We start from the raw sequence: 20,530 nt of genomic DNA, 5'->3' as shown, positions 1-20,530 counted from the left end.
CTTCGTCGATCATGTGGCAGGATGCTTCTCAGGTCACGAGTGACAGCGTTTTGGCCCCGGCTTGCTGTCCGGCAACCCTCCGTCCGTGGCGGGGTGCCCCGGGTGATGACCAGGCCGTAGGCAGCGAGGTCTACGGCAAGCGCGGACCCCTCGAACACCAGGGGTCCTGGTCTCTCGAGGAGCGTTTTCCGTGAGCAAGCGAATGCGATAGGGCGAGTCCGCCCCCACTTCACCCCGGACCGGGCCACTTCCGCGTACCCACGCGCGCCCCTGCCGTCCGAGGCGTACACCCGTACCCCGCCGTCCCCGGCCGCGTACGGGACCACCGAAGCCATTCAGCACCGCCCGCCGGGAGATACCGCCATGTCCGCACGCCCTGACGCCGTCGCCACCGTCGAGACCGCCACCGCCGGGACCACCGTCTCCTCCACGGCCGACGAGTCCGCCGACCCCTGCTGCGCCGCCCCGCTGCCGGTCCTCGGCCGGGACGTCACCGTCCCGCTCGTCACCGGCGGCGAGGTGACCTACGCGGCCCTCGACTACGCGGCCAGCGCCCCCGCCCTCCAGCGGGTCTGGGACGACGTCGCCGCCTACGCCCCCTACTACGGCAGCGTCCACCGGGGCGCGGGCTACCTCTCCCAGCTCTCCACCGACCTCTTCGAGAACAGCCGCGTCACCGTCGCCGAGTTCCTCGACTGCCGCGCCGACGACCAGGTCGTCTTCACCCGCTCCACCACCGACTCGCTGAACCTGCTCGCCGCCGTGATCCCCGCGGACTGCCAGGTCTTCGTCTTCGAGACCGAGCACCACGCCTCGCTGCTGCCCTGGAGCGACGCGCACGTCACCTATCTGAGCGCCCCCCGCACCCCCGCCCAGGCGGTCGAGACCCTGGAGCGCGCGCTCGCCGACCGCGACCCCCACGGCCCCGCCCTGGTCTGCGTCACCGGCGCCTCCAACGTCACCGGCGAGCTGTGGCCGGTGCGGGAACTGGCCGCCGCCGCCCACGCGCACGGCGCCCGGATCGTCCTCGACGCCGCCCAGCTCGCGCCCCACCACCCGGTCTCCGTCCGCGACCTCGACGTGGACTGGATCGCCTTCTCCGGACACAAGCTGTACGCGCCCTTCGGCTCCGGCGTCCTCGCCGGACGCGCCGACTGGCTCCAGGCCGCCGAGCCCTACCTCGCGGGCGGCGGCGCCTCCCGCAAGGTGGCCCGCCGCGCCGACGGCGGCGTGGACGTCGAGTGGCACACCACCGCCGCCCGGCACGAGGCGGGCTCCCCGAACGTCATCGGCGTCTACTCCATCGCCTCCGCCTGCAAGGCGCTCACCGAGGCGGGCTTCGACTCCCTCGTCGCCCGCGAGCGGCACCTGATCGACACCGTCCGCACCGGTCTCGCCGAGGTCCCCGAGGTGCGGGTGCTCTCGCTCTTCGGCGACGACGCGCCCCGGGTCGGCGTCATCTCCTTCGTCGTCGAGGGCTGGAACAGCTCCCACTTCGCCGCCGCGCTCTCCGCCGAGTACGGCATCGGCGTCCGCGACGGCCTGTTCTGCGCCCACCCGCTGGTCCGCACGCTGCTCGGCAGCGACCCGCAGGACCCGGGCGAGTGCGGCGCCCCCGAGGCGGCGCCCGGCGAGCGCTCCCTCAACGCCATCCGGGTGAGCTTCGGCGCCGGTACGCCGGACGAGCACGTGGAGCGGTTCGTCGGCGCGGTGAAGCAGCTCGTCCGCGACGGCGCCCAGTGGAAGTACCGCACCGAGGACGGCCGCTGCGTCCCGGACCGCGGCTGACCCCTGCCGGACCCCGGCGCCGACCGGCGGGGACCAGGACCCGGCCGGTCCGGCGCCCGGCCGCTGCGGCGCCCGGCCGCTCCGGGCGCGGGCCGGTTCCTCAGGCCGCCAGCCGGGTCCCCACCAGGACCATGCGCAGGGACCGCTCGGCCGCGTCCGCCAGGAACTCGGCGCCCCGGTCCAGCGCCTCCGGCAGGGCCATCGGCGCGGGCAGGATCGAGCCGTACGCGTCGACGCCGACCGCCCGCACCTCGTGGGCGCCCCGGCCGAGCGTCCCCGCCAGCACGAGCACCGGCACCCCGTGGGCCTTCGCCCGGCGCGCCACCTCCGCCGGGATCTTGCCCCGTACGGTCTGCCCGTCCAGGGCGCCCTCCGCGGTGATCACCAGATCGGCGCGGGCCAGCCGGGCGTCCAGGTCCACGTGGTCGAGCAGCACGTCGAAGCGGGGGAGCAGCCGGGCGCCCAGCGCGGCGAGCCCCGCGCCGAGCCCGCCCGAGGCCCCCGACCCCGGGGCCGTACCGATGGCGGCGGGCGCGCCCAGGTCCCGTACCAGGAGCGCGGCCCAGCGGTCGAGCGCCGTCGACAGCTCCTCGACCCGCTCGGGCGAGGCGCCCTTCTGCGGGCCGAACACCCGGGCCACGCCCCGCTCGCCGCACAGCACGTTGTACGGGTTGCAGGCCACCAGCAGTTCGGTGCGGGCGAGCCGGGGGTCGAGGCCCGTCGGGTCGATCCGGTGCAGCCGGGTCAGGGCGGCGCCGCCGAGGGGGAGTTCGGCCCCGTGGACGTCCAGGAGGCGGGCGCCGAGGGCCTGGAGGGCTCCCGCCCCGCCGTCCGAGGTGCCGGAGTCGCCGCAGCCGATCAGGACGCGGCGGACTCCGGTGTCGAGGGCGGCGCGGATCAGTTCGCCCACCCCGTAGGTGGTGGTGGCGCCCGGGTCGCGCCGGTCGGCGGGGACCAGGGACAGCCCCGCGACGGCGGCCATCTCGACGACCGCCGAGGAGCGGTCGAGCAGGGCGAAGTGGGTCGGGACGGGGCGGCCGAGGGGGCCGGTGGCGATCCGGGACAGCAGGCTGCCGCCGGTCGCGGCGGCCAGGGCCCTGGCGGTTCCCTCCCCGCCGTCGACCAGGGGTATCCGGTCGATGACGGCGTCCGGCCGGACCCGGCGCAGTCCCTCGGCGATGGCTCGCGCGGCTTCCGGAGCGGAGAGGGACTCCTTGAAACCGCTGGGGGCGACGGCGATGTGCAGACTCACGGCTGGGACTCCAGGAGGACGGGCACGCCGAGCAGCGGCCAGACGGCAAGGGCGAAGAACAGCACCAGGGCGGCGCTGAGCGGGGCGAGCACGGCGGAGAGCCGCAGCAGGTCGCGCGGGGTGAAGGTGGGGACGCCGTCCGGGAGGTCGGCGAAGAGGGCGACCGGTTTCGCGGAGGCGGGCAGGGTCTGGCAGAAACCGGCCGCGGCGGTGGAGGCGAGCGCCGCCGCCACCGGGTTGACCCCGGCGCCGACGGAGGCGGCCACCACCAGCGGCACCAGGACCGAGGAGCGGGCCGAGCGGGACTGGAGCACCAGGTGGGCGGCGGTGCTCACCACGACGACGAGGGTGAGGAACAGCCACGGCGGTACGCCGTCGGGCAGTCCGCCGACCAGCCAGCCGGCCGCGCCGGACTCGACCAGGGCCACTCCCATCGCGGTGGTCGCCGCCATGAAGAGCAGCATCGGCCAGGGCACCGACCGCAGTCCCTCCTTCATCCGTACGGTGCCGAGGGCGGGGGAGGAGGCGACCAGGGCGCCGATCAGGGCGACCACGGCGGGCGGGACCCCGTGCAGCGGTTCGGAGCACCACAGCGCCACGACCGTGCCGAGGAGGAGCAGACAGCGCAGTTCGGGCGGGGAGAGCGGGCCGGAGACCGGCGTCCCGGAGTGTTCCTGGATCTCGGCGACGGTGATCTCCACCGGGCCCCCGCGGTCCTTCTTGCGGGTGGTGGTGAGGAGGACCGCCTCCGCCGCCAGATGGGAGGAGACCACCGCGAGGGGCAGTCCGAGGATCAGCCAGCGGGTGAAGCCGATGCCCTCGCCGGTCTGTTCCAGGAGGACGCCGACCGTGATGAGGTGGGCGCCCGCGCCGATCAGGGTGGCGACCGCCGAGAGCAGGACGACGGTGGGGAAGAGCAGCGCCAGCATCACGACGAGGCGGCGCCGTCCGGCGAGGGCGTGGGCGAGGGCGAGGAAGACGGGCAGGGCGAGCGCGGCGCGTCCGGAGGTGGCGGGCACCGCGAAGGCGGTGACGACCAGGGCGGCGGTGGTGAGGTGGACCAGTTGGCGTACGGTCCGGGCGCCGGAGACCAGGAAGGCGGCGGCGCGGCCCGCGAGTCCGGTCCGGGTCACCGCGGCGGCGAGGACGAAGGCGCAGATCAGCAGCCAGATGGTGGGATCGCCGAGGGTGGCGAAGAGGGTGTCGGAGCTGATCACCCCGGTGGTGGTGAGGGCGAGCCCCGCGACGAGGGCGACATGGGTGTCGTCGACCGGCGCGGCGATCCAGGCGCAGGTGGCGAGGGCGAAGACGGCCAGGGTCAGCCGGGCATCGCCGCTCAGTCCGGGGGCGGTGCCGGGGACGGCGAGGACCGCGCACGCGCCGAGGGCGATACAGGCCCAGACCATCTGCCGTGGGGAGAGGTTCACGGGAACCACCCTTCCGGCGGCCCGTGAGCCGTCGATGAGCCCGTCATGAAGGAAGCTTCACGTGGTGACGGCTCCGGGACCGGGGTGTTCGCGCGGTGACGGCTCCCGGCCCGGGGGCGTCAGGACGTGGTGATGCCTTCCCGGCTGAGGGGTGTTCACATGGTGGCGGCTCCCGGCCCGGGGCGTCCGCGGGTGGTGACCGCGCCCGGCGCAGGGCGCTTTGACGTGGTGTCGGCTCCCGGCTGAGGGGTGTTCACATGGTGGTGGCTCCCGGCCCGGGGCGTCTGTGGGTGGTGACTACGCCCGGCGCAGGGCGCCTTGACGCGGTGTCGGCTCCCGGCTCGGGCGGGTGCGTGCGGTGACGGCCCCTGGCTCCGGGCGGGTGCGGTGACGGCCCCCGGCTCCGGGCCGGTGTGCTGGTGGCGGCTCCCGACTCCGGGCGCGTGCGCGTGGCAACAGTCCCCGGGGCCGGGCGCCTTCACCTGGCGGCGGCCCCGCCTCAGGGCATCCGGTAGCCCATGCCCCGGACCGTCTCCAGGCGTTCCGCGCCCAGTTTCTTGCGCAGGGCGCGGACGTACACGTCCACGATGTTGGAGCCGGGGTCGAAGTCGTACCCCCATACGTGGGAGAGGATCTGCTCGCGGGAGAGGACCTGGCCGGGGTGGCGCAGGAACAGTTCCAGGAGGACGAACTCACGGGCGGTCAGATCCACCGTCCGGTCTCCGGAGCGGGCCCGCCGGGTGCGCAGGTCGAGGCTGAGGTCGCCGCTGCGCAGCACGGTGACCTCGGGGGCGCGGGCGGCGGTGCGCAGCCGCAGCCGGATGCGGGCGAGCAGTTCCTCGAAGCGGAACGGTTTCGTCATCCAGTCGTCGGCGCCGCCCTCCAGGCCCGCCACGGTGTCCCGGACCGAGTCGCGGGCCGTCAGGACGAGGACGGGCAGGGTCGCGCGGGCCTCGCGCAGTTCCCGCAGGACGGTGAAGCCGTCCCGGCCAGGCAGTCCGATGTCCAGGACGAGCAGGTCGAAGCCGCCGGTGAGGGCGAGGGCGAGGGCGGTGTCGCCGTCGGCGGCCACGGAGGTGGTGAAGCCGTTGGCGCGCAGGCCCTTCTCGACGAAGGAGGCGATGCGCTCCTCGTCCTCGGCGATCAGGACACGGTTCATGGGGTGTTCCTTCGCTGACAGAGGATTCATTCTTCGAACACGAGGACGAAAGTGGCGCCGCCGCCCTCGGTCGGCCGCAGTTCGACCCGGCCGCCGCGGTGTCCCTCCGCGATGGCCCGCACGATGGCGAGGCCGAGCCCGGCGCCGCTGGTCCGGGCGCCGCGCCGGGCGGTGCCCCGGCGGAAGCGCTCGAAGATCACCTCGGCGTCGGCCTCCTGGACGCCGGGACCCCGGTCGGCGACGTACAGCTCGATCCGTCCGGCGGTGGTGCGCGAGCCGATCGAGATCCGGGCTCCCGGCACGGTGTGCTGGACCGCGTTCTGCGCGAGCTGCACCATCGCCTGGGTGATCCGCTGGGCGTCGAGCGACGCCTCGCGGTCGGCGACCCCGTCGAGGACCCAGTCGCGCTCGCCCAGCGCGCGTGCCTTCACGAAGACGTCGGCGGTGAGTTCGCCGAGCTGCACCGGTTCGGTGCGGACGAAGTCGGGCCGCTCGGCCTTGGCGAGCAGCAGCAGGTCCTCCACGATCCGGCTCATCCGGTCGAGTTCGTCGGTGACGAGCCGGACGGTCTCGGCGCGTTCGGCCGGGTCGTCGCCCATCAGTTCGAGATGGCCGCGGACGATGGTGATGGGGGTGCGCAGTTCGTGTCCGGCGTCGTCGACGAACTGGCGCTGTCCCGCGAAGGCGCGCTCCAGCCGGTCCAGCATCGCGTTGAAGGTCTCGGCGAGGGCGGCGATGTCGTCCTTGCCCTGGACCGGGATGCGCTGGGTGAGGTCCCGTTCGGTGAGTTCGGCGGCGGTGGTCCGCACCACCCGGACGGGGGCGAGGATGCGGCCCGCGACCACCCAGCCGATGCCGGTGGTGAGCAGCAGCGCCACCCCGGAGATGGCGAGCAGGATGCGGAACGCCTCGTCGGCGAGGGTCTGCTGCCCGTCGGCGTGGAAGGCGACGACGAAGGCGGATCCGGCGCCGCCGGTGTCGATGGGCACCTTGGCCCAGCGGATCTCGCCGCGCTTCCGGTCGACGCGCCCCGAGGGTTCGGGGGAGGCGGCGATGGCGTCGAGGGTGGCCCGGTCCCGGTGCAGCGGGAGGGGGCTCGGTATCTCCCGGGACTGCCGGACGACCCGGAGGTCGGGGCCGGTGGTGCCGACCAGGCCGAGGAGTTCCTCGTCGGGGTCGGAGTACTGGCGCTGGAGGAAGACCCGGAGCAGCGCCTCCGGGTCGGTGAAGGCGCGGCCGGTCTGCGGGTCGACGCCCTGGGCGACGAAGTTGGCGAACTCGCCGGTCTCCTGGGTGAGCAGCTGGTTGATCCGGTGGTCGGCGTCGCGCAGCAGTTGGGTGCGGGTGACCAGGGAGACCGAGGCCAGTGCGACCGCCATCACCAGGAGCAGCCACAGCAGGATGCGGACCCGGGCGGAGAGACGGTGTTCGGTGCGCTTCACTCGTGATCGTCATCGTCGTCGTCACCGGTGGCCGAGGGGCCGGGCACGACGGAGTCGGAGGGCGGCGGGGTCGAGGCGGTGCCGGTGCCGGAGGGCGTACCGGACGGGGACGTGGACGGGGTCGCGGACTTGGTGGCGGGCCCCGACGAGGGGGGCGGTCCTGGCGGTGTCGGTGTGGTGGAGAGATGGACGGCGGGCGGGACCCGGGGGGCCTCCGGCGCGTCCGTGAGGGCGTAACTGGTGGCCGCTATCCCGAGGGGGACGGCGACGACGGCGGCGAGACCGGCCATGCGCTGGGTGAAGGGCATGGGGTCAGGCTGAGGGGTGCGGGGGAGCCCAGGCATGAAGCCGGGATGAGGATTTCTTCATCTGGGCGTCGCGACGGTCCGGCCGCCCCCCCGGGGAGCGGCCCCCGGGACGTGCCCACCGGCTCCGCGGAGCCGTCACCGCGGCCCCGGGGAGGGAGTCCCCGTCTCAGGACTCCAGACCGATGGCGAAGGCGGCTTCCAGATCGTGCTGGGAGTACGTGCGGAAGGCGACGTGGGTGTCCGTGGCCTCGACGCCCGGGATCTTGCTGATGCTGCCGGGGATCACGTCCGCCAGGTCGTCGTGGCGGGACACCCGGACCATGGCGATGAGGTCGTAGGTGCCGGTGACCGAGAAGACCTCGCTGACGCTGTCGAGCGCGGCGATGGACTCGGCGATCTCGGGAATCCGGTCCACGCTGGTCTTGATGAGCACGATCGCGGTGATCACGGCTGGCTTTCTCCCTCGGTCGCCGTGGTGGGAGCTTTCACTCTATCCCCACCCCGATAGCGCCCCCAGGCGTAGAGGAAGCCCGCGGAGAAGCCCACCACATGGGCCAGATAGGCGATGCCGGGACCGGAATCCGCCTGCCGCGCGGCCAGCCACTGGAGCGTGAACCAGAAGATCAGCACGATCCAGGCGGGGAAGCGCAGCGGCAGGAAGAAGAGGAAGGGGAAGAGGCTGGTGACCCGTGAGCGGGGGAAGAGGAAGAGGAAGGCCCCGAGCACCCCGGAGATCGCCCCCGACGCCCCCACCAGGGTCTGCTCGCTGTCGGCGTGCGCCACCGCGTAGCCGAGCAGGGCGAGGTAGCCGGTGAACAGATAGAGGAGGGCGAAGCCGATCGCGCCCACGCGCTCCTCGGTCATCGCCCCGAAGACGTACAGGAAGAGCATGTTCCCCAGCAGGTGCAGCCAGCTGCCGTGCACGAAGAGCCCGGTGAGCGGGGTGAGCAGCGCCCGGTGGTCGCCGCCCATGAGTTCGGCGGGGACGACGCCCCAGCGGCGGAAGTACGCGCCCTGCGCCGCGAGGAGCTGCTCCCCGGTGCCGTGTCCCGGGTTCAGCCCGGACGCCGGGCTGGCGGCGAACAGCAGGCAGCAGGCGGCGATCAGCGCGTACGTCATGGTGGGCCCGCTGCGGGTGCCGCGCCAGGCACCGAGGACCGCGCCTCGCCACTCGATCATGGACAGATCATGGCGTACCGGGGTCGAACTGGACAGAGTGCCTCGCCGTGCCTCCGGGGAGCGGTGAGGCCGTAGGGTTGCGGGCAGTACCACCGCAGTTCGACGGCGCACCGCGGCTCCCGCACCTGGCACAGGCAACAGGAAGAAGGACGGCACGATGACGACGGTTCCCCTGCCGACCGACGAGACCCGCTGGCGCTGCACGCTCTGCGGCAATCTGACCCGCTTCGACGTGACGCGCTCCTCCAAGGTCGTCGAGTACGTCCATCTGGACCTCGCGGGCGATCCCACGGTCGAGGAACGGCAGGTGGTCAGTGAGACCATCGAGTCGGTCCGCTGCCGCTGGTGCAACGCGGTGGACCAGATCGAACTGGTGGACAGGCCGGGCGCCGCCTCCTGAGGGACGGCGCGGACGACAGTAGGGGTGACGGATCGTGGAGCAGCCCGCGCACGGTGGAGAGCCGGCCGGCGCGGCAGGTGACGCTGCCGAGACGCTCGACCACCCACTGCCGGAAGGCGTACGGCGGCGGGTCGTCGCGCTGGTCGCCGACGCCTTCGGCGGGCTGACCGTCGCGGAACTGCCCGCGCCCCTGAGGCAGTACGCGCGCTTCACCGCGAGCCGCCGCGCCAAGTTCGCGGGCAACGCGATGGCGGCGGCGCTGGAGGGCGACCCGCTGTTCCGGCAGCGGATCGGCGAGCGGTTCCGGCAGGGCGAGCCCGAACTGGCCGCCGCCGTGGAGACCGGCACCCCGCCCGCCGCCGCCGACCCCGTGGACGTGGCCGCGGCGGCCTATGTGCTGCGCCCGCCGGGCTGGGTCAAGCTGGTGGCCGCCGCGGGCGAGGAGGCGCAGCGCGCCGACGCCGAGCGGGCCGACGAGGCCGGACGGCGCGAGCTGGACCGGCTGCGCGAGGAACTGGCCGCCGCGCGCGAGCGCACCCGGGACGAGAGCGAGCAGCTGCGGCACGACCTCGAAGCGGCCCGCAGGGAGGCCGAGGCGCTGCACCGCAAGCTGCGCAGCGCCCAGAACGACGTGAAGCGCGGCGAGGCGGCGCTGCGCAAGGTCCAGGGCGAGATCGAGGCCGTCCGGGCGGAGTCGGCGGCCCAGGTGTCGGCCGCCGAGAGCGAGGGGCGGCGGCTCAGGGCCCGGCTCGGCGAGGCGGAGGCGGCCCTGGAGGCGAGCCGCCGCTCGGCGCGCGAGGGCCGCTCGGTGGAGGACATGCGGCTGCGGCTGCTGCTCGACACGGTCCTGGACGCGGCGCAGGGCCTGCGGCGGGAACTGGCGCTGCCGCCGGTCTCCATCCATCCGGCCGACATGGTGGACGCGGTGGAGCCGGGGCGGATGTCCCCGAAGGACATCGCGGCGCGGGCGCTCTCGGAGACCGATCCGGCGCTGCTCGACCAGTTGCTCGCGCTGCCGCAGGCCCATCTGGTCGTGGACGGCTACAACGTCACCAAGACCGGCTATCCGACGATGCCGCTGGAGAAGCAGCGGCTGCGGCTGCTGGGCAGTCTGTCGGCGCTGGCGGCCCGTTCGGGGGCCGAGGTCACCTGTGTCTTCGACGGGGCGGAGCTGGCCGCCCCGGTGCTGCTGGCGCCGCCGCGCGGGGTCCGGGTGCTGTTCTCCAAGCCCGGGGTGACGGCCGACGAGTTGATCCGTCAGCTGGTACGGGCGGAGCCGCCGGGGCGGCCGGTGGTGGTGGTCTCCACCGACCGCGAGGTGGCCGACGGGGTGGCGAAGGCGGGCGCCCGCCCGGTGACGTCCGCCTTGTTGCTGAAGCGGCTTTCGCGGCTCTCGTGAGGCATCGCAACTCCTGGGCGTTATGACCGAATTCTGGACAGCGCTCGGTCAAGTTCCCCTCACTGCCCGTGCGATGCTTGTGAATAATGTGATGCGCGGGCGATATTTTTTCCGGCGGGATTTGAACTGATCACAACTTGGTCACTAGGGTCGGCCTTCGAACCTTCGCGCGGTTGATCACCCATCCGGGGTGGCGGGCGGAGGAACCGCCTGCCCCTGACCGGTTGGGCGGCTCTGAGGAAGAAGGAGATCGCCTTCGTGGCGTCCCACCGTCGACCCAAGCAGCCGAGCCGCACCCGTGTGACCGTGCTCACCGCGACCGCGGCAGCCGCCGTCGCACTCTCCGCCCAGTCGGCCCAGGCGGCCCCCAAGCCCAAGATCGACGAGGTCAAGTCGAAGGTCGACGACCTGCATCACGAGGCCGAAGAGGCCACCGAGCAGTACAACGCCGCCGAGGAGCGCCGCGGAACCCTCCAGAAGGAGATCAGCGCCCTCCAGGACAAGGTGGCCCGCGGCCAGCAGGAGCTCAACACCCTGCGCGACCAGATCGGTTCGGTCGCCAGCGCCCAGTACCGCTCCGGCGGCATCGACCCGGCGATGCAGCTCTTCCTCTCCGCCGACCCGGACACCTACCTCGACAAGGCGTCCGCGATCGACCAGCTGAGCGCCCAGCAGGCCGACGTCCTCACCTCGATCCAGGCCAAGCAGCGCGCCCTCGCGCAGCAGCGGGCCGAGGCCACCACGAAGCTGGCCGACCTCGAGGACGTCCGCAAGACCCTCGGCGCCAAGAAGAAGAAGTTCCAGGGCAAGCTGGCCGAGGCCCGCACCCTCCTCAACACCCTGACGGCCGCCGAGCGCGCCAAGATCAAGCAGCAGGAGGAGCAGCGCGCCAGCCGCGCCGCCACCGAGCGCGTCGACCTCGGCAACGAAGCCCCCGCGAACGGCTTCGGCGCCGCCGCGCTGGCCCAGGCCGACACCCGGGTCGGGATGCCGTACCAGTCCGGCCACGAGGGCCCCGGCTCGTTCGACTGCTCCGGTCTGACCCAGTGGGCCTACGGCAAGGCGGGCGTGAACCTCTCCCGCGTCACGTACACCCAGCAGAACGACGGCGTGAAGATCGGCCGCAGCCAGCTCAAGCCCGGCGACCTGGTCTTCTTCAACAACCTCACGCACGTCGGCCTGTACGCGGGCAACAACACCATCCTGCACGCCCCCAAGCCGGGCGCCAACGTCCGCTACGAGTCCATGAACTACATGGGCACCTTCCAGTTCGGCGTGCGCATCGCGGGCTGACCCCCCGCCGCGCGACCCGCGCCGCGACACCGCCCGAACGGGTGGTTCGCCGCGACCCGTGCTGACCCGACGCCCCGCCGGTGACCTGTGTTCTCCGGCGGGGCGTCACTGTGCGTGCCCACCGGCTTCGTTGGACGCGGAGTGATCACCGGCTACTGTCTGCCGCGCCAGTCAGCGTCGAGCCGAACGGAGCGCGATCCGTGGCGTCCCACCGCCGACCCGCCCGGGTCACCGTCCTCACCGCCGCCGCGGCCACCGCCGCGGCGTCCCTCGGAGCCGTACCCGCGAGCGCCGACCCCGGGACCGGACCCGCCGCCACCCGCGCCACCGTGGACCGCCTCTTCGAAGAGGCCGAGCAGGCCACCGAGGGCTACAACAAGGCCGACGAGAAGGCGGACGAGCTGCGGCGCACGGTCTCCCGGGCACAGGACGCCCTCGCCCGGGGCCAGGAGCGCATCAACCGCATGAGGGGCGCGCTCGGCGCGGTCGCCGGAGCCCAGTACCGCTCCGGCGGCATCGACCCCGCCCTCGCCCTGCTGCTCTCCTCCGAACCGGACAGCTACCTGGACCGGGCCACCGCCCTGGACCGGATCACCGCCCGGCAGGGCGCCGCCCTCGGCGAACTCCAGCGGGAACAGCGCCGCCTCGACCAGCGGCGCACCGAGGGCCGGACCGCCCTGACCGAACTGGAACGCAGCCGCACCGAGGTCGCCCGCCACAAACGCACCGTCGAACGCAAACTCGCCGAAGCCCGCCGGGTCCTCGCCGGCCTCACCTTCCAGGAGCGCGCCGACTTCGACCGGGCCTCCCGCTCCGGCGGACGCGCCGAGGAACCGCCGCCGGCCGACCTCGGCCCCGCCTCCTCGCGTGCCGCCGCCGCGGTGCTCGCCGCCCGCAGCGCGATCGGCAAGCCGTACGTGTGGGGGGCCACAGGACCGTCCGGCTTCGACTGCTCGGGCCTGATGGTCTGGTCGTACCGGCAGGCCGGGATCAGCCTGCCGCGCACCTCCTCGGCCCAGCGGTACGCGGGCCGCCGGGTGCCGCTCTCCCAGGCGCAGCCCGGCGACCTCGTCACCTACCGGGGCGACGCCAGCCACGTCGCCATCTACGCGGGCGGCGGACAGGTCATCCACGCCCCCTACCCGGGCGCCCGGGTCCGCTACGACCCGGTCGGCATGATGTCGCACGCGACCGTCACCCGGGTCTGACCCGGCCGCGTCCGCCGGGCGCCCGCACCGGGCCGCCCGCCCCGGGAGCGGACCCCCGCCCTCCGACCGTACGATCGGAGGCGTGGCAGGTCAGGGGTGTGGAGCGCGACGGTCGGCGACGGCCTGTCTGCTCGCCCTGCTGCTCGCCCTCACCGGACTCGTCGGCTGCTCCGCCCCGCCCGCGACCGAACCGGCCGTGCGGGAGGTGCGGGCCCTCCTCGACCGCCACGCCCGCGCGCTCCTCACCCGCGACGAACCCGGCTACCGCGCCGCCCTCGACCCCGCGTACGCCCCCGCCGCGCTCACCCTCTACCGGCGGCTCGCCGAGGTGCCGCTCGACGGCTGGACCTACCAGGTCACCGGGACCGAACGCACCGCGCCCGACCGGCTCGCCGTCCGCGCCGAGCTGGGTTACCGGCTCCGCGGCCACGACCGGCGGCCCGTCACCGGCGCCCGCCTCCTCGACCTCGTCGAACGGGACGGCCGCTGGTACCTCACCGGCGACCGCCCCGACCGGGGAGCGCCCCGGCAGCTCTGGGAACAGGGCGACGTCACGGTCGTCCGGGGCGCCCGGTCGCTCGTCCTCGGCACCGGCCAGAGCGCCGGGCGGCTCCGGGAGATCGCCGACGAGGCCGACCGCGCGGTACCCGCCGTCACCGCCGCCTGGCCCTACCCCTGGGCCCGGCAGGTCGTCGTCCTCGTCCCCGGCTCCCTCGACGGCATGGGGGAACTCCTGGGCGCGCCCGGCTCCGGCTACCAGGGCATCGCCGCCGTCACCACCGGGGAGACCCGGGGCGGCACGGACGCCCCGGCGGACCGGGTGATCGTCAACCCGGAGGCGTACGGGGTGCTCGGCGACTTCGGCAGACAGCTCGTCCTCACCCACGAGACCGTCCATGTCGCCACCCGCGCCGCCACCACCCCTTCGACCCCGGTCTGGCTCTCCGAGGGCTTCGCCGACCGGATCGCCTACCGGGGCACCGGACGCGCCCCCGCCCAGGCGGCCCCCGAACTGCGCCGCGCGGTCCTCGCGGGCGAGCTGCCCGCCCGGCTCCCGCAGGACGAGGACTTCGCCTTCGGCGGCGACCCGGAGGCCCTGGCGCGAGCCTACGAGGGAGGCTGGCTGGCCTGCGAACTGATCGCGGACCGCTGGGGCGAGGAGAGGCTGAACGCCTTCTACCGCGCGGTGGGCGCGCACCCGTCCCGGGACGGCGCGGTGGAACGGGCCCTGCGGACGGTCCTGGACACCACTCCGGAACGGTTCACCACCGACTGGCGGACCTATCTGACGGAACGGCTGACCTGACCCGCTGGCCCGCTGGCCCGCAGACCTGCTGGCCCGCAGACTTGCTGGCCCGCTGACCTGTCGGTCTGTCGGTCTGGCCCGACCGGCGTCCTTACGGGGCGGTCCGTTCCCCGGTTCTCCTCAGCAGGGATATCCCGTCCCGGGTCTCGACGGTCCGGTAGCCGGGGACTTCGGGGGTGTCCGATTCCAGGAGGTTTCCGGTGGCGCAGTCCGGATCGGTGTTGTCGGTGGCGTCGTAGATCATCCACTCCGGTGGTTCCGCCGGGGGGAAGGAGCGGGGGAACAGACAGACCTCGCTGACCACGGTCCGGTCCGCGAGCTGGGCCACCAGCCGGTTCGACGCGGCCACCGTGGCGCCGTCGGGGATCCTGTCGAGCAGCGCGTCCGCCGTCCGCACCCGGGCGGACTCGTTCCACGTCCGTGGCAGCGCCAGCTCGTGCAGGGGATGGGTGAACAGGGTGACGCCCGTGACCACCGCTCCGACGACACAGGCGGGCACGATCCGCCGCCCCTTGAGGCCGGTGCCGACCGCGTGCACGGCGGCGGCGAACGCGATGGGCATGAGGACCGCGCTGTAGTGGAAGTCCGTCCCCCAGTAGTACGGGTTCGACGAGGTGAAGCGCCAGGCGAGGGTCGGCAGCGCGACCAGCAGCAGCGGGGACCTGAGGGCGAGGAAACCGGTGGGCGCGACGATCATGAGCAGGGTCAGCCACTTGACCGGAGGCCACAGCGCTCCGGCGGCCTGCATCAGCAGCCCCGCCTCCTCGGCCGCCTCCGGAGGCCAGTAGGCGAACTGCCCGAGGGGGTTGAAGTACGGGAGGACCACCAGCATCTCCACGGCCGTCGCGGCCACTCCGAAGACGGCCACCGCGATCCCCGTGGCCCGTGGTCCCTTCCAGGCCACATAGAGGCCGATCGCGGCCACGGTGAGGCCCAGGTCCTCCTTCACGAGCACCAGCGGGAGCGCCCACAGGGCGGCCGAACGCCACTTCCCCCGGCCCGCGGCGCACAGCGAGAGGGACAGCAGCGGAACGGCGAAGGCGACCTCGTGGAAGTCGAAGCCGATCAGCTTGGCGAGACCCCAGGAAGCCCCGTAGGAGACGCCGACCCAGTAGCCGAACCTCCGCCCCCGCACCTCGTGCGCCCACTTCATCAGCGGGACTATGGAGAAGGCGACGAGTGCCGCCTGGCACACCAGCAGGGTGTAACTGGACGGGAACACCCGGTAGACCGGCCCCAGCAGCGCGAGGACCGGATGGAAGTGGTCCCCGAGCGTGTTGTACTCCGGACCCTTCAGCGCCGAGTAGGGCGCGGAGAGTTCGGAGTAGGACCGCACGATCTGGGTGAAGATCCCCAGGTCGTACCCGGTGGACAGATTCGTCGCGTGGCGCCGTGCCGACAGGAGCAGATACACCAGGAAGAAACCGCCGGAGACCGAGACCAGCGGGACGGCGGCCGAGAGCCTCCTCCGCCCGGCCTCGGGCGCTTTCCGCGCGGCTCCCTCACCACCCCCTGCCCCGGTGATCCGCTGAGGTGTGTCGACCGCGAGATTCGAGGTGTTCATGTCGGCAGAAGAACCTAACAGGGGGGTAAAGGTGTCCTAGATTAGCAGCGGTGTGCGAAGGTCGTGGGGCCAGACCGATCCGTACCACTCAGACCGACCCCGCCAGTACCTTCTCCCGGTCCGGCCGGTCCGCCGGGACGGAGAGGCGCGTCGGATCGGTCTCCATCACCGTGTGCCGCCACAGGACGCGGCAGGCGGAGAAGGCGGCGGCCACGAGCAGCCCGTTGCGCAGGAACAGCACGGCGATGCCCAGCGGACCGCTCCCCGTCACGTGCGAGAACCAGACCGGGTACTCGAACTGCGTGACCGCCGTCGCCCACAGCACCAGATGGGCCGGGAACCGCATCCTGCTCGACCGGTAGGCGAGGCAGACCGCGGCGAGGGCGAACAGCCAGACCATGTACTGCGGCGAGATCACCCGGCTCGTCAGGGTGAAGAGCAGCACCGCCACGAAAGCCGCGTCCGCCGTCGTCGAGGTCACGAACCGCCGGGCCCTGAAGCGCCACCAGGCCAGCCAGCAGAAGGCCGCCACCGTCAGCCCCATCGAGAGGGCCGACACCCACGAGACGTACGGGCCGAGGAACTCCATCGAGCCGTAGTTCATCCGCGCCTCGCCCTCCCAGCCGAAGTGCCGGGCCACGTGGAACACCATCGCGCCCAGCGACTCGACCTCCGTCCCCCGCTCGCTCTGGTACGAGAGGAAGGCCAGCGAACCGGGCATCCACACCGCGCACAGCGCCAGCACCCCCACCGCCGCCCCCGCCGCGACGGGCCAGGAACGCCAGGTCGCCCGCCCCTTGGGCGTCCCCGCGAGCAGCAGGGCGGGCCACACCTTCAGGACCGCGCCGAACCCGGTCAGCGCTCCCAGCACCAGCGGGCTGCGGATCGCCGCGAGCAGCGCCGCCACCGCGACCGCGGCCACCATGATGTCGTAGCGCGCGTACGCGGTCGGGCCCAGCAGCGGCACCGCCGCCAGCCAGAGCCAGGCACCCCGCATCGACCGGCCCGGCCGACGGCCGGTGTGCGCCAGCAGACCGAAGACGAAGGCGTCGCACACGAGGGCCAGGACGAAGAACGCGGCCGTGTAGTCGAGGAACGGCAGCAGCGCGGGCGAGAGGATCGCGAAGGCGGCGGCCGGCGGGTACTGCCAGGTCGCGTCGGACCGGGGGTACACCCCCGTCTCCAGGACCTCGTACCAGCCCCGGTAGATGTCGGTCACCTCGGCGGTGGTGTCCGGGCCGGGGACGACGACCACCTTGAACACGCAGAGCAGGAGGACGATCCGGGTCAGGCCCCAGAGCCCGAGCGGGAGTGCGAAGGTCGTGCGAGAGCTGTTCCCGGTTGCGCCCGTCATGCCCGTCCTGGTGCCTGTCCTGTCGGCCCGCTCGCGCGGGGGAGTGGTGGTGCTGGGCGGTGGGTGCGCGCGCGGTACTGTCGGCCACGATGCACAAGACCCTGATCGTAACGAACGACTTCCCGCCCCGTCCCGGCGGAATCCAGGCCTTCCTGCACAACATGGCGCTCCGTCTGGACCCCGAACGGATCGTCGTCTACGCGTCCACGTGGAAGCACGGCAGGGAAGGGACCGAGGCGACGGCCGCGTTCGACGCCGAACAGCCTTTCACGGTGGTCCGGGATCGCACCACCATGTTGTTGCCCACTCCCCGGGTCACCGCCCGCGCCACCGCACTGCTCCGCGAGCACGACTGCGGGTCGGTCTGGTTCGGCGCCGCCGCGCCGCTCGGACTGATGGGCCCCGCGCTGCGGAAGGCGGGCGCCCGCCGTCTGGTCGCCACCACCCACGGCCACGAGGCGGGCTGGGCGCAACTGCCCGGCTCCCGGCGGCTGCTGCGGCGGATCGGCGAGGGCACGGACACCCTGACCTACCTCGGCGAGTACACCCGCTCCCGGATCGCCGGGGCCCTCACGCCCGCCGCCGCCGCCCGCATGACCCAGCTGCCGCCCGGCGTCGACGAGAAGACCTTCCACCCCGGCTCCGGGGGCGCCGGGGTCCGCGCCGCGCTCGGACTCACCGACCGCCCGGTCGTCGTCTGCGTCTCCCGGCTCGTCCCGCGCAAGGGCCAGGACACCCTGATCCGGGCGATGCCGCTGATCCTGCGCGAGGTCCCCGACGCGGTCCTCCTGATCGTCGGCGGCGGCCCCTACGAGAAGGACCTGCACCGGCTCGCCGCCGAGACCGGGGTGGCCGGATCCGTACGCTTCACCGGCGCCGTCCCCTGGTCGGAGCTGCCCGCCCACTACGGGGCCGGTGACGTCTTCGCCATGCCGTGCCGCACCCGGCGCGGGGGCCTGGACGTGGAGGGCCTCGGCATCGTCTACCTGGAGGCCTCCGCGACCGGTCTCCCGGTCGTCGCGGGCGACTCCGGCGGCGCGCCCGACGCCGTCCTCGACGGCGAGACCGGCTGGGTCGTCCGGGGCGGCTCCCCCGAGGACTCCGCCGACCGGATCACCACCCTCCTCCTGGACCCGGAGCTACGGGCCCGCATGGGGGAGCGGGGCCGCGCCTGGGTCGAGGAGAAGTGGCGCTGGGACCTGCTGGCGGAACGACTCAGGGAACTGCTGTAGCCCGGACGCGGAACGCCCCGGCGCGGCGAACGCCCGGGGCGCCGGGCCGTGGGGTGAAAGGCCGGTCGCCGGGCCGTACGTGAACGGCCGGGCACCCTGCCGTACGGAGAACGGTTCGGCACCCTGCCGTACGGAGAACGGCTCCGGCGCCGACCGCGCGGAGCCGTTCCCGCACGGCCTCGCCCCGCTGAGCCGTACGGAGAACGGCCGGGGGCTCCGGGACGGTGTGCGTCCCGGAGCCCCCGGCCGTTCCGTGCCTCCCGCCCCGGGCCTCAGGCCCGGTAGATCGCCTCGATCTCGTCGGCGAAGTCCTTCGCCACCACGTTCCGCTTCAGCTTCAGGGACGGCGTGATGTGCCCCGCCTCCTCGGTGAACTGCGCGGGCAGGATGCGGAACCTGCGGACCGACTCCGCCTTCGAGACCGCCGCGTTGCCGTCGTCGACCGCCCGCTGGACCTCCGCGAGCAGCTCCGCGTCCTCTCGCAGCGAGGCGGCCGTCGAGCCCGCCGGCTTGCCGTGCTCGGCGGCCCAGCGGCCCAGGAACTCCTCGTCGATCGTGACGAGCGCGCCCACGAACGGCCGCCCGTCGCCGACCACCATGCACTCCGCGACCAGCGCGTGCGCCCGGATGCGGTCCTCGATGACCGCCGGAGCGACGTTCTTGCCCCCGGCCGTCACCAGGATCTCCTTCTTCCGGCCGGTGATCGCCAGATAGCCGTCCTCGTCCAGGGTGCCGATGTCACCCGTGTGGAACCAGCCGTCCGCCAGCGCCTCGGCCGTCGCCGCCTCGTTGTTCCAGTACCCCGAGAAGATGTGCTCGCCGTGCAGCAGCACCTCGCCGTCGTCGGCGATCCGCACCACCGACCCCGGCAGCGGCTGCCCGACCGTGCCGATCTTCTGCCGGTCCCAGGGGTTGAACGCCGTCGCCGCGCACGACTCCGTCAGGCCGTACCCCTCCAGGACGGTGAAGCCGATGCCCCGGAAGAAGTGCCCGAGCCGCTCGCCCAGCGGCGCGCCGCCCGAGATCGCGTACTCGCCGCGCCCGCCGAGCACCGTGCGCAGCTTGACGTAGACCAGCTTGTCGAAGATCTTGTGCTTCACCCGCAGACCGAGGGACGGGCCCTGCGGGGTGCTCAGCGCCCGGCTGTACGCGATCGCCGTGTGCGCGGCCTTGTCGAAGATCTTGCCCTTGCCGTCGGCCTGCGCCTTGGCCCGCGCCGAGTTGTAGACCTTCTCGAAGACCCGGGGGACCCCCAGGATCAGGGTCGGCCGGAACGAGGCCAGCTCGTCGGTGAGGGTCTTGATGTCGGGGAGGCAGCCGAGACGGATCGGGGCCATCACCGAGGCCACCTCGATCAGCCGCCCGAAGACGTGCGCGGCGGGCAGGAACAGCAGGACGGAGGACTCACCCGTCCGGAAGAGCGGCTTCAGGCGCTCCACCACGTTGCCGCACTCGGCGAAGAACGCCCGGTGGGTCAGGACGCAGCCCTTGGGGCGGCCCGTGGTGCCCGAGGTGTAGACGATGGTCGCCGGGTCGTCCGCGTTCGCCGCCGACATGCGCGCGTCGAGCAGCTCGTCGGAGACCTCCGCGCCGGAGGCGGCCAGCCGGGCCACCACGTCGTCCTCGATCCGCCACACGCTCCGCAGCTCGGGCAGGTTCGCCCGTACGGACTCCACCGACGCCTCGTGCGCCGCGTTCTCCACCAGCGCCAGCGTCACCCCCGAGTCGCCGAGGATCCACTGGATCTGCTCCGCCGAGCTGGTCTCGTACACCGGTACGGTCACCCCGCCCGCGCTCCAGATCGCGAAGTCGAGGAGTACCCACTCGTAGCGCGTCCGGGAGAGCAGCGCGACCCGGTCGCCCGGCTCGACACCCGCGGCGATCAGGCCCTTGGCGGCGCCCCGGACCTCGGCGAGGAACTCGGCGGCGGTCACATCGGCCCACCCGCCGTCCCCTCCGTCGACCTTGCGGCCCATCACGGCCACGTCTGGGTGCTGGGAGGCGTTGCGGCGGATGAGATCCGTCAGATTGCCGTCCGCGGGGACCTCGTACAGGGCCGGAAGGCTGAACTCGCGCAAGACTGCTGCTCCTCATCGGGCGCCGGCGCCACGGCTCTGTGGGATGCACCGGTGAAGTCCAAGATCTGGCTGCTGCTCACTGGGGGTGAGCACGACTGGACGGCCCGGACGTTACCCACCGGTACGCGATTCCCGATAGGG

17 protein-coding genes and 1 riboswitch are annotated in these 20,530 nt (G+C 73.3%); of the genes, 7 read left to right on the top strand and 10 right to left on the bottom strand.

Translation table 11 applies throughout. The annotated features are described in order from the left end of the window. The first annotated feature begins 31 nt into the window (after positions 1-31). A riboswitch (SAM riboswitch) is annotated at positions 32-148 on the top strand. Positions 149-363: 215 nt separating this feature from the next. Continuing rightward, the gene (locus ACFXGN_RS08850; RefSeq protein WP_384855348.1) at positions 364-1,788 is read left to right on the top strand and encodes an aminotransferase class V-fold PLP-dependent enzyme; all 1,425 of its coding nucleotides are present in this window, start codon (positions 364-366) and stop codon (positions 1,786-1,788) included. A gap of 100 nt (positions 1,789-1,888) precedes the next feature. On the opposite strand, the gene ACFXGN_RS08845 is transcribed toward ACFXGN_RS08850, so the two are convergent. The 7 genes from ACFXGN_RS08845 to ACFXGN_RS08815 form a co-directional block, all read right to left on the bottom strand. Beyond that, positions 1,889-3,040: a glycerate kinase gene (locus ACFXGN_RS08845; RefSeq protein WP_384855346.1), complete on the bottom strand. Its 1,152-nt coding sequence runs from the start codon at positions 3,038-3,040 to the stop codon at positions 1,889-1,891. After that, complete coding sequence (locus tag ACFXGN_RS08840) at positions 3,037-4,446, bottom strand: SLC13 family permease (RefSeq protein ID WP_384855907.1); 1,410 nt, start codon at positions 4,444-4,446, stop codon at positions 3,037-3,039. The genes ACFXGN_RS08845 and ACFXGN_RS08840 overlap by 4 nt, the downstream gene beginning before the upstream one ends. Before the next feature lie 520 nt (positions 4,447-4,966). Further along, positions 4,967-5,626: a response regulator transcription factor gene (locus ACFXGN_RS08835; RefSeq protein ID WP_366441563.1), complete on the bottom strand. Its 660-nt coding sequence runs from the start codon at positions 5,624-5,626 to the stop codon at positions 4,967-4,969. A 26-nt stretch (positions 5,627-5,652) separates the two neighbouring features. Then, on the bottom strand, positions 5,653-7,005 hold the full coding sequence (locus ACFXGN_RS08830; RefSeq protein WP_384855905.1) for an ATP-binding protein: 1,353 nt from the start codon (positions 7,003-7,005) through the stop codon (positions 5,653-5,655). Positions 7,006-7,064: 59 nt separating this feature from the next. Next, positions 7,065-7,376, bottom strand: coding sequence for a small hydrophilic protein (locus tag ACFXGN_RS08825; RefSeq protein ID WP_384855343.1), 312 nt, complete (start codon positions 7,374-7,376; stop codon positions 7,065-7,067). A 166-nt stretch (positions 7,377-7,542) separates the two neighbouring features. Beyond that, positions 7,543-7,824, bottom strand: coding sequence for an Lrp/AsnC family transcriptional regulator (locus tag ACFXGN_RS08820; RefSeq protein ID WP_024755605.1), 282 nt, complete (start codon positions 7,822-7,824; stop codon positions 7,543-7,545). Then, complete coding sequence (locus ACFXGN_RS08815) at positions 7,821-8,555, bottom strand: rhomboid family intramembrane serine protease (protein ID WP_384855340.1); 735 nt, start codon at positions 8,553-8,555, stop codon at positions 7,821-7,823. The genes ACFXGN_RS08820 and ACFXGN_RS08815 overlap by 4 nt, the downstream gene beginning before the upstream one ends. 157 nt (positions 8,556-8,712) lie before the next feature. On the opposite strand from ACFXGN_RS08815, the gene ACFXGN_RS08810 reads away from it, so the two are divergent. The 5 genes from ACFXGN_RS08810 (at position 8,713) to ACFXGN_RS08790 (ending at position 14,161) form a co-directional block, all read left to right on the top strand. Further along, positions 8,713-8,955, top strand: coding sequence for a hypothetical protein (locus ACFXGN_RS08810; RefSeq protein WP_055644001.1), 243 nt, complete (start codon positions 8,713-8,715; stop codon positions 8,953-8,955). Positions 8,956-8,989: 34 nt separating this feature from the next. After that, on the top strand, positions 8,990-10,354 hold the full coding sequence (locus tag ACFXGN_RS08805) for an NYN domain-containing protein (protein WP_384855337.1): 1,365 nt from the start codon (positions 8,990-8,992) through the stop codon (positions 10,352-10,354). 258 nt (positions 10,355-10,612) lie between these two features. Then, positions 10,613-11,647 carry an NlpC/P60 family protein gene (locus tag ACFXGN_RS08800; protein WP_384855335.1) on the top strand — a complete coding sequence of 345 codons (1,035 nt, stop codon included), beginning with the start codon at positions 10,613-10,615 and terminating at the stop codon, positions 11,645-11,647. 200 nt (positions 11,648-11,847) lie between these two features. Continuing rightward, positions 11,848-12,855 carry an NlpC/P60 family protein gene (locus ACFXGN_RS08795; protein WP_384855332.1) on the top strand — a complete coding sequence of 336 codons (1,008 nt, stop codon included), beginning with the start codon at positions 11,848-11,850 and terminating at the stop codon, positions 12,853-12,855. A gap of 82 nt (positions 12,856-12,937) precedes the next feature. Then, positions 12,938-14,161: a hypothetical protein gene (locus tag ACFXGN_RS08790; RefSeq protein WP_384855330.1), complete on the top strand. Its 1,224-nt coding sequence runs from the start codon at positions 12,938-12,940 to the stop codon at positions 14,159-14,161. Positions 14,162-14,252: 91 nt separating this feature from the next. On the opposite strand, the gene ACFXGN_RS08785 is transcribed toward ACFXGN_RS08790, so the two are convergent. Together ACFXGN_RS08785 and ACFXGN_RS08780 are read right to left on the bottom strand one after the other, a co-directional pair. Further along, on the bottom strand, positions 14,253-15,725 hold the full coding sequence (locus ACFXGN_RS08785; protein ID WP_384855327.1) for a DUF2079 domain-containing protein: 1,473 nt from the start codon (positions 15,723-15,725) through the stop codon (positions 14,253-14,255). A gap of 88 nt (positions 15,726-15,813) precedes the next feature. After that, positions 15,814-17,079 carry a glycosyltransferase 87 family protein gene (locus ACFXGN_RS08780; RefSeq protein ID WP_384855325.1) on the bottom strand — a complete coding sequence of 422 codons (1,266 nt, stop codon included), beginning with the start codon at positions 17,077-17,079 and terminating at the stop codon, positions 15,814-15,816. 89 nt (positions 17,080-17,168) lie between these two features. Between ACFXGN_RS08780 and ACFXGN_RS08775 the strand changes: the two genes are divergently transcribed. Beyond that, positions 17,169-18,311 carry a glycosyltransferase family 4 protein gene (locus tag ACFXGN_RS08775; protein ID WP_384855322.1) on the top strand — a complete coding sequence of 381 codons (1,143 nt, stop codon included), beginning with the start codon at positions 17,169-17,171 and terminating at the stop codon, positions 18,309-18,311. A gap of 272 nt (positions 18,312-18,583) precedes the next feature. On the opposite strand, the gene ACFXGN_RS08770 is transcribed toward ACFXGN_RS08775, so the two are convergent. Then, the gene (locus tag ACFXGN_RS08770) at positions 18,584-20,389 is read right to left on the bottom strand and encodes an AMP-dependent synthetase/ligase (RefSeq protein WP_384855320.1); all 1,806 of its coding nucleotides are present in this window, start codon (positions 20,387-20,389) and stop codon (positions 18,584-18,586) included. Between the last annotated feature and the right edge of the window lie 141 nt (positions 20,390-20,530).

The sequence above is a fragment of the Streptomyces sp. NPDC059247 genome, from assembly GCF_042754005.1.
Lineage (GTDB): Bacteria > Actinomycetota > Actinomycetes > Streptomycetales > Streptomycetaceae > Streptomyces.
The sequence above is the reverse complement of the archived record's forward strand: the minus strand, read 5'-3'. Positions and strand labels throughout refer to the sequence as shown.

Coding starts and splice junctions, on each gene's coding strand:
- ACFXGN_RS08810 (WP_055644001.1), top strand. CDS start 8,713: ATGACGACGGTTCCCCTGCCGACCGACGAGACCCGCTGGCGCTGCACG.
- ACFXGN_RS08830 (WP_384855905.1), bottom strand. CDS start 7,005: ATGGCGGTCGCACTGGCCTCGGTCTCCCTGGTCACCCGCACCCAACTG.
- ACFXGN_RS08815 (WP_384855340.1), bottom strand. CDS start 8,555: ATGATCGAGTGGCGAGGCGCGGTCCTCGGTGCCTGGCGCGGCACCCGC.
- ACFXGN_RS08780 (WP_384855325.1), bottom strand. CDS start 17,079: ATGACGGGCGCAACCGGGAACAGCTCTCGCACGACCTTCGCACTCCCG.
- ACFXGN_RS08825 (WP_384855343.1), bottom strand. CDS start 7,376: ATGCCCTTCACCCAGCGCATGGCCGGTCTCGCCGCCGTCGTCGCCGTC.
- ACFXGN_RS08775 (WP_384855322.1), top strand. CDS start 17,169: ATGCACAAGACCCTGATCGTAACGAACGACTTCCCGCCCCGTCCCGGC.
- ACFXGN_RS08840 (WP_384855907.1), bottom strand. CDS start 4,446: ATGGTCTGGGCCTGTATCGCCCTCGGCGCGTGCGCGGTCCTCGCCGTC.
- ACFXGN_RS08835 (WP_366441563.1), bottom strand. CDS start 5,626: ATGAACCGTGTCCTGATCGCCGAGGACGAGGAGCGCATCGCCTCCTTC.
- ACFXGN_RS08785 (WP_384855327.1), bottom strand. CDS start 15,725: ATGAACACCTCGAATCTCGCGGTCGACACACCTCAGCGGATCACCGGG.
- ACFXGN_RS08850 (WP_384855348.1), top strand. CDS start 364: ATGTCCGCACGCCCTGACGCCGTCGCCACCGTCGAGACCGCCACCGCC.